General features: G+C 31.0%; 8 protein-coding genes. All 8 read left to right on the top strand.

Annotation, left to right across the window (positions count from 1 at the left end; all coding sequences use genetic code 11):
- The first annotated feature begins 87 nt into the window (after positions 1-87).
- The 8 genes from COL3_RS25250 to COL3_RS25220 all read left to right on the top strand — a co-directional run bounded on the left by COL3_RS25250 (position 88) and on the right by COL3_RS25220 (position 6,074).
- The gene (locus COL3_RS25250; RefSeq protein ID WP_035284491.1) at positions 88-930 is read left to right on the top strand and encodes a tyrosine-type recombinase/integrase; all 843 of its coding nucleotides are present in this window, start codon (positions 88-90) and stop codon (positions 928-930) included.
- 15 nt (positions 931-945) lie between these two features.
- On the top strand, positions 946-1,332 hold the full coding sequence (locus tag COL3_RS25245; RefSeq protein WP_008429264.1) for a hypothetical protein: 387 nt from the start codon (positions 946-948) through the stop codon (positions 1,330-1,332).
- Positions 1,333-1,526: 194 nt separating this feature from the next.
- Positions 1,527-1,715, top strand: coding sequence for a hypothetical protein (locus COL3_RS25240; RefSeq protein WP_008429259.1), 189 nt, complete (start codon positions 1,527-1,529; stop codon positions 1,713-1,715).
- A gap of 33 nt (positions 1,716-1,748) precedes the next feature.
- Positions 1,749-1,892, top strand: a complete 144-nt coding sequence (locus COL3_RS29010) for a hypothetical protein (RefSeq protein WP_008429258.1) — start codon at positions 1,749-1,751, stop codon at positions 1,890-1,892.
- Between the two features lie 863 nt (positions 1,893-2,755).
- Complete coding sequence (locus COL3_RS25235; RefSeq protein ID WP_035284517.1) at positions 2,756-4,012, top strand: IS110 family transposase; 1,257 nt, start codon at positions 2,756-2,758, stop codon at positions 4,010-4,012.
- A 255-nt stretch (positions 4,013-4,267) separates the two neighbouring features.
- The gene (locus COL3_RS25230) at positions 4,268-5,128 is read left to right on the top strand and encodes an Rpn family recombination-promoting nuclease/putative transposase (RefSeq protein ID WP_242982190.1); all 861 of its coding nucleotides are present in this window, start codon (positions 4,268-4,270) and stop codon (positions 5,126-5,128) included.
- An 84-nt stretch (positions 5,129-5,212) separates the two neighbouring features.
- Positions 5,213-5,620, top strand: a complete 408-nt coding sequence (locus tag COL3_RS25225) for a polymorphic toxin type 47 domain-containing protein (protein WP_008429252.1) — start codon at positions 5,213-5,215, stop codon at positions 5,618-5,620.
- A 25-nt stretch (positions 5,621-5,645) separates the two neighbouring features.
- Entirely contained in the window at positions 5,646-6,074 is a 429-nt protein-coding gene (locus tag COL3_RS25220) for a DUF6756 family protein (protein WP_008429250.1), read from the top strand.
- The last annotated feature ends 516 nt before the right edge of the window (positions 6,075-6,590 follow it).

Genomic DNA, 6,590 nt, shown 5'->3' with positions numbered 1-6,590 from the left:
TTTGTTAGTCTTTTCTTTTGCCTAAAAATAACAATGAAAGGAAGAAAAAAGATGATAACAATAATAGAATAATTCAAAACTAATTTAATTGAAGATGGTAAAAGTACTAATACAATACAAAGTTATGTTGGAGATATTACAGCATTTTTAAAGTATCTTGGAACAATGGGAGTAGAATTTGATGGAGTTTTAAAAAGATTCTATGTAACCAGTTATAAAAACTATTTAGTTGATAACAGTTATGAGCCAGCTACTATCAATAAGAAAGTAAACAGTATTCAAGCTTTCAATAACTTTCTAATAGCAAAAGGATATATGCAAGAAAATGTAATCGACTTGAAGAAAGATAGGGTAAAAATAGCAAGTGGTTCAGAGCATCAAGTGGAAGTATATACAGATAATCAGCTTGAAAGGATTCAATTCTATATTCAAAACTCAAAGAAAGTAAGCCTAAGAGATAAAATGATAATTCAAATTTTGATGTTTACAGGAGTAAGAGTTAGTGAACTTTGTGACATTAATCTAAAAAATATTGATTTTCTATTGAGCCAAATTAAAATCATTGGCAAGGGAGGAAAGGTGAGAGAAGTTCCAGTAAAGTTTGAAGTAATGGACACTATACAGGAATACATTTCAGAAAGAAATAATAATCCATACAAAGATTCTGAATACTTAATACTAGGTCAAAGAGGAGCAATTCAAAGAGATGCAGTAAATACACTTCTTGAAAAACATACAGTAAGTGGAAATTTTGAAATGAAACTAAAGCCACATACCTTTAGACATACTTTCTGTACAAGACTTGTAACTAAAGGTATTCCAATAACTACCGTAAGCAAGCTTGCAGGTCATAGCAGTATTGAAACTACTGCTAAATTCTATATCAATAGCAGTAAGGAAGAAAAAATGAGGGCTGTAAGCCTGCTATAGAAGGAGGAAAAGATAATGATAACAATATATACCTATAAGGAAATAAAAGAATTAGCCAATGTATCTAGTGAATTGAAGGAAGAACTACAAACATATTTTCAAGAAATTGCAGAAAGCATTGCAGGAGAAACGTGGAAGGATTACAACCTTAGTGAAGTTGGTTCAATTGTAGTGATAGAAGATAGTGATACTATTTATGTTCTAGATAAATTTGGACTAATGCAAGGTAATAAAGTACCTCAAATATTGCCAGAGTTTGCACTAAAGGTAATTATAGATGAAACAGAAATGTTAAAAATAATTTTGGCATTTGGTGATTCTAATGGTATTTCTATGTATTATCCAGTAGGGCAATTTGGTGAAGAATTCGACAAATGGATATCTGACTATCTAATAGAATAATAAAGCATAAAGGAGACAATAAGCATGATTGTAATAAATACGATGACAGATATAACTAAATTAAAGGAGCATAATAAACTATCCGAGCCATTAATAAATGAATTGGAACGGTATTTCAAAGACATTGTAACAACTTAACAGGAAAAGAAATTTGGGGTAAATATAACATTGAGCATTACGGTTCAATTTGTGTAATGGAAGATACTGATAATATAAAGACATTAATAAATCCTAAGTTTGTAACCATAATAGAAATAGGCGGTACTGAATACTACAAAATAGTAATATCAAAGGATGATGATAGTTCTATTGTAGTTTTCAGTGCCGTTAATTCTTTTGGAGGAGAATTTGACCAGTATATCAATCAATTTGTAATTGATTAGTAATAAAAATAAATGGAACATGAGGAAAACATAATGGAGTTATTAATACTGATAGCAAGAATAATACTAATGATACTAGAAGGAATAGCGGCAGATGTTGCAGTATCAAAGGTATCCAAGGAAAGCGGTGTTACTTTTGAGAGGCTTTGGAGTGCTTTGCCAAAGAAATATAAATAGACTTTCCCGTGAAAATTCCCGCAGGAATACAGATAACGGGAAGTTAAAAAGCATTGGAATAAAAGAAGTTTTGACTAAAAATTCCCGTTTTCACGTTAGTTTTCTAATAGATAATAAGATAATATTTTCAATAATTGTATAGGTAGTAAATGATGTAGTTGTAATAATAATTACATTTAATTTTTCACGGGAAAACGGGAGATTAATAAAAATAACTAGGCTGATACTAGGAATTTTCAAAATAGAAAACGGGAAAGTAGGTGGTAAAATCCCGTATGCATAGCGGGAAGTGATTAAAGAATTTTGGAGTTGAAAAATGTAGGAGAAAAACTTTTCTTCAATGGGTTCTGAGGGAGAACTAAAGAGGAAATGAAAGATTGAGGCAAATTTGCCTAGAAAATTTTCTATTAGTCTCTAAGCACCTACGGATGAAAAAAATTCTCAAAGGCTTAGTCTCTAATAAATGTGTTCAAAAATGAAAATGGGTAGGTTGTTAATTTTTCAAAGAGATGCAGGTGATTGTATAATGAATTCTACAGAGAAAAATTCAACCCTCTAAGTGAAAACTATAGGGTAAAGAGGGCGGAAAACGCCCCCAAAGCCCTCTAAATTGTAAGTACTGAGGCTCATATAATGAACCAGTAGCAAAAGAGGATAGAAATATATATTATTCTCTAGTAATAAAAACTAAATTAAAAATAGCGGGAGTGGGTGGCTTTGTTTGGAGAACAGACTAACTAGGGCAGATTGCTACCACCAAAAATGTCAAGTAGAAACGGATTGGCTGTTGCCCCCATGCACAGAGATTCAATGTATATTGGATAGTCTGAATGCTTCAAACTGAGGTTGCCTGCGTTCCTGCAATGATAAATGGAGGAGTGGATAAAACGCACTATAAGCAAAATCATGTCTATGTTGGTCTTGACCTACACAAAGAAACTCATACCGCTGTAATAATTGATTGTTGGAATGAAAAACTAGATACTATTGTAATAGAAAATAAGCCTTCTGATTTCACAAAGCTACTTAATAAGGCTAAAAAGATAGCTGGAGATTTAACACCAGTATTTGGATTAGAAGATGTACATGGCTATGGTAGGTCACTTGCAGTATTTTTAATAGAAAAAGGACAAGTAGTAAAGGAAGTAAATTCAGCACTTTCCTATTCGGAGAGAATGAGCTATCCAACTACTAAAAAGAGTGATGATTGGGATGCATATTGCATTGCCGCTGTACTTCTAAGAATACTGGATAAACTACCAGATGCTAACCCACAGGATTTGTATTGGACTATAAAAATGATTGTAAATAGAAGAGATGCTATTGTAAAAGCAGTAACTACTCTAACTAATCAACTACATGGTCAATTAGCATATCATTATCCAAGCTATAAGAAATTTTTTAATGATGTTAATAGTAAAACTGCATTAGTATTTTGGGAGAAATACCCTTCACCGCACCACCTAACAGGTGTAACAGAGGAAGATTTGGCGAAGGTTCTTAGAAAACCAAGTCATAATTGTTGTTCAACAAGGAAAGCTAAAGAAATACTTGACCTAGTAGAGTCAGATGGAGATACAACTAGGGAATATCAAGAATCAAGGGATTTTATAATTCAAAGTATTGTAAGGGATATACGTTTCAAGGCTGAAGAAATCAAAATGGTAGAAAAGGAAATGAAATCACTTCTAAAATTATTGGACTATAAGCTTGAAACAATTCCAGGAGTAGATACTGTAACAGCAATAGCACTTGTAGCAGGAATTAGTGACATAAAAAGATTTCGTAATGCTGATAAGCTAGCAAGGTTTGCAGGTATAGCACCCGTGAATTTTAGTTCAGCAGGAAAAGGCAAGGATAAAAAGAGTAAGCAAGGAAATAGAGAGCTATACGCAGTATTCTATTTTCTAGCAATACAACAAATACAAGTAGCAAAGGGAAGTAACCTTCCAAGAAATCCAGTATTTTTGGAATACTATAAAAGAAAAATATCAGAAGGAAAGACAAAGATACAAGCATTGGTTTGTGTAATGAGAAGGCTTGTAAATATAATCTATGGAATGATGAAGAATAAAAGTGAATATGTAATGCCAATTGTTCCTTTAAAAGAAGCAGTATGATAAAATATTGGTAATAGATGTAATAATGCTGTATCTCATAATAAAAAGTTGGGGGAAAAGGGGGCGAAGGTGGTAAACAAAACAAAAAAGTTTTTGTAGAAAACTCAATGAATTTTCAATAGAAATTTTTCTAAAAAACTATGCCCCTTCACTGCATATATCCAAAGAATGCAATTGAAATATTAATGATGAAATATAGAATAATAATAATAGATTTGGTAAAATATTATTAAAAGAGGAAGTGATAAAGTGGATATGAACTATGACGATAAAATGATACTAGACCCTAAGAATGATGTAGTATTTCAAAAGATATTCGGAAGTCCTGAAAATGAGGATATATTAATAAGCTTTTTAAATGCTTTATTAGAGAGAACTGAAAAAGAAAAGATAAACCATATTGAATATGTAGATACAAAATTATCCGATATTGAAGCAATAGATGATAAGATTGGAATATTAGATGTAAGGGTAGTAACAGAAAAAGGAATTCATATAAATGTAGAGATACAACTTATAAATAGATATAATATGATAAATAGAACTCTCTTTTATTGGTCTAGATTGTATTCTAATCAGATAAAGAAGGGTGAAAACTATAAAAATCTTAATAAAACTATAACAATAAATATATTAAATTTTAATTATATAGATAGCAAAAAGTATCATACAACTTATCACTTATGGGAAGATGATGAAAAGACGAAACTTACAGATGTATTAGAGATACATTTTGTTGAATTATCAAAATACTTAGATGAACAACCAGAACTTAATAACAGTTTAAATAAGTGGCTTGCATTTTTGACTAAACCAGAAAAAGAAGTTATGGAGGTGGTAGAAATGGGAGAACCAGAAATAAGAAAAGCAATAACTGTTTTGGATACGCTAAGCAGAGACCCTGAAACTGTAAGACTTGCAGAACTTCGGATGAAAAAGATATTGGATGAAAAAAGCATGATTGAAGGTGCCAAAGAAGAAGGTAAAGTAGAAAGAAATAAGGAAATTGCTAGAAAGGCATTGATTAAAGGTGCAGATGTTTCATTTGTTAGTGAGATAACAGGATTAAGTGAAGAAGAAATACTAAAAATAGAAAATGAGATAAATAATAATTAATACTAGAGTGGTAGCCATTGAGAAAATGGCTACCATTAAAATTTTAAAAAGGATTTATGGTATAAATAAAAACTGTAGAAACGGTTGATATATAAGGGTCTGTACAGTATAAAATACAACTACAGACTTAGCCCCAATGGGGAAAGTAAAGCTGAACTTGGAAATGTAACGGGATACGTATTTAAAGAAGGTGTTGATGTTGATTTAAGAGGAACAGGAAAAACTTACATTGACGCTTTAGAGGACGCATTTTCTAAAATTGGAACTGCAAAATCTGATTTTCAGGTTACAAAGTGGGGAAAAGATGCAAACGGTAAGTCATTTCCTGTAGAATGGAGAGCGAGCAATGGAGCTGAAGTAAATGTTGATATAGGACACACTACTAATGGACCAGATGTTCCACATGTAGGATATCAAACTGGTGGTAAACGCGGTAGCGGAGGCGCAGTACGTGGTCATATACTAGTAGACGATGTGCCAATAAATAGATAGAATCATTAATTATGGAGGAATTTATATGTGGAATATATATGAAGAAATAAAGTCTGCAATAGGAACATTAAAAATTATAGTTAGAGAAGTTCCTGAAAAGGAGGCCGATGAGATAGTAAATAATACAATAACTAAGTATACTAAAGGAAGTAATGATAGATATTTGTGGGAAGGATTTATTAATGAAGTTTCTGTTCAGGATAAAGATGCTTGGCAATGGATTGATAAGTTTATTGATAATTCAGAAGCAATAATGTTTTTTAATCCATTAGATGAAAAAAGAGCATTTTTATTTTCAAATGGTAAAGATGTAGTAGAAACGCTTAGTGAAACTTATGGATTTGAATTTTATTTAACCAATAGAACACTTGATTATTTATTATGCTTTAATCATCATGATGTGTTAATTGCAAATGGAAGTGCTAAAGAATGGCTAGAACAATATAAAAGATAGAAAAATAATAAAGGGTATACTGATTACAAAAGAATAGTAATTCTTACTACAAAAATAAATGTATAAAATATTGATAGTGTGATTATATTTTAAACTATTTACATTGTAGAAAAATAGTGACTGAAAAGCTTGCTGCATAATACTAATTCTGTAGTAAGTTTTCAGAATATTGCATGAAAAACATACCTTAAAAACTGCAAACAGCTATCAAAAAGCGGTTTCAATGCCAGTTACTATACAAAACATAGGGTATCAGTAAAAACTTCTTTTTGATGTCTAATTCAAGTAAATAGAAAAATTCCAATAGATTCTATAATTTTGTATCTATTGGAGTTTTCATTTTTGAGGTTTAACTTAGATACAATAGGAGATAGCTTGGCATATTTTAGATGTAAGAAGTCAAATAAAGGATATGGGTGTAGATGAAAATGGAAAATATAAATCATCATATGTCTAGGGTTTAAATAGAATAGCTGTAAAAACTTTAGGAATAACTGATGATAAATACACACCATT

This window comes from Clostridium sp. LS (assembly GCF_002760435.1).
GTDB lineage: Bacteria > Bacillota > Clostridia > Clostridiales > Clostridiaceae > Clostridium.
This window is presented reverse-complemented; position numbering and strand designations above follow the sequence as displayed.

Bases quoted from the DNA above. Each gene is read 5' to 3' on its own strand.
- COL3_RS25245 (WP_008429264.1), top strand. From the start codon at position 946: ATGATAACAATATATACCTATAAGGAAATAAAAGAATTAGCCAATGTA.
- COL3_RS25240 (WP_008429259.1), top strand. From the start codon at position 1,527: ATGGAAGATACTGATAATATAAAGACATTAATAAATCCTAAGTTTGTA.
- COL3_RS29010 (WP_008429258.1), top strand. From the start codon at position 1,749: ATGGAGTTATTAATACTGATAGCAAGAATAATACTAATGATACTAGAA.
- COL3_RS25235 (WP_035284517.1), top strand. From the start codon at position 2,756: ATGATAAATGGAGGAGTGGATAAAACGCACTATAAGCAAAATCATGTC.
- COL3_RS25230 (WP_242982190.1), top strand. From the start codon at position 4,268: ATGAACTATGACGATAAAATGATACTAGACCCTAAGAATGATGTAGTA.
- COL3_RS25220 (WP_008429250.1), top strand. From the start codon at position 5,646: ATGTGGAATATATATGAAGAAATAAAGTCTGCAATAGGAACATTAAAA.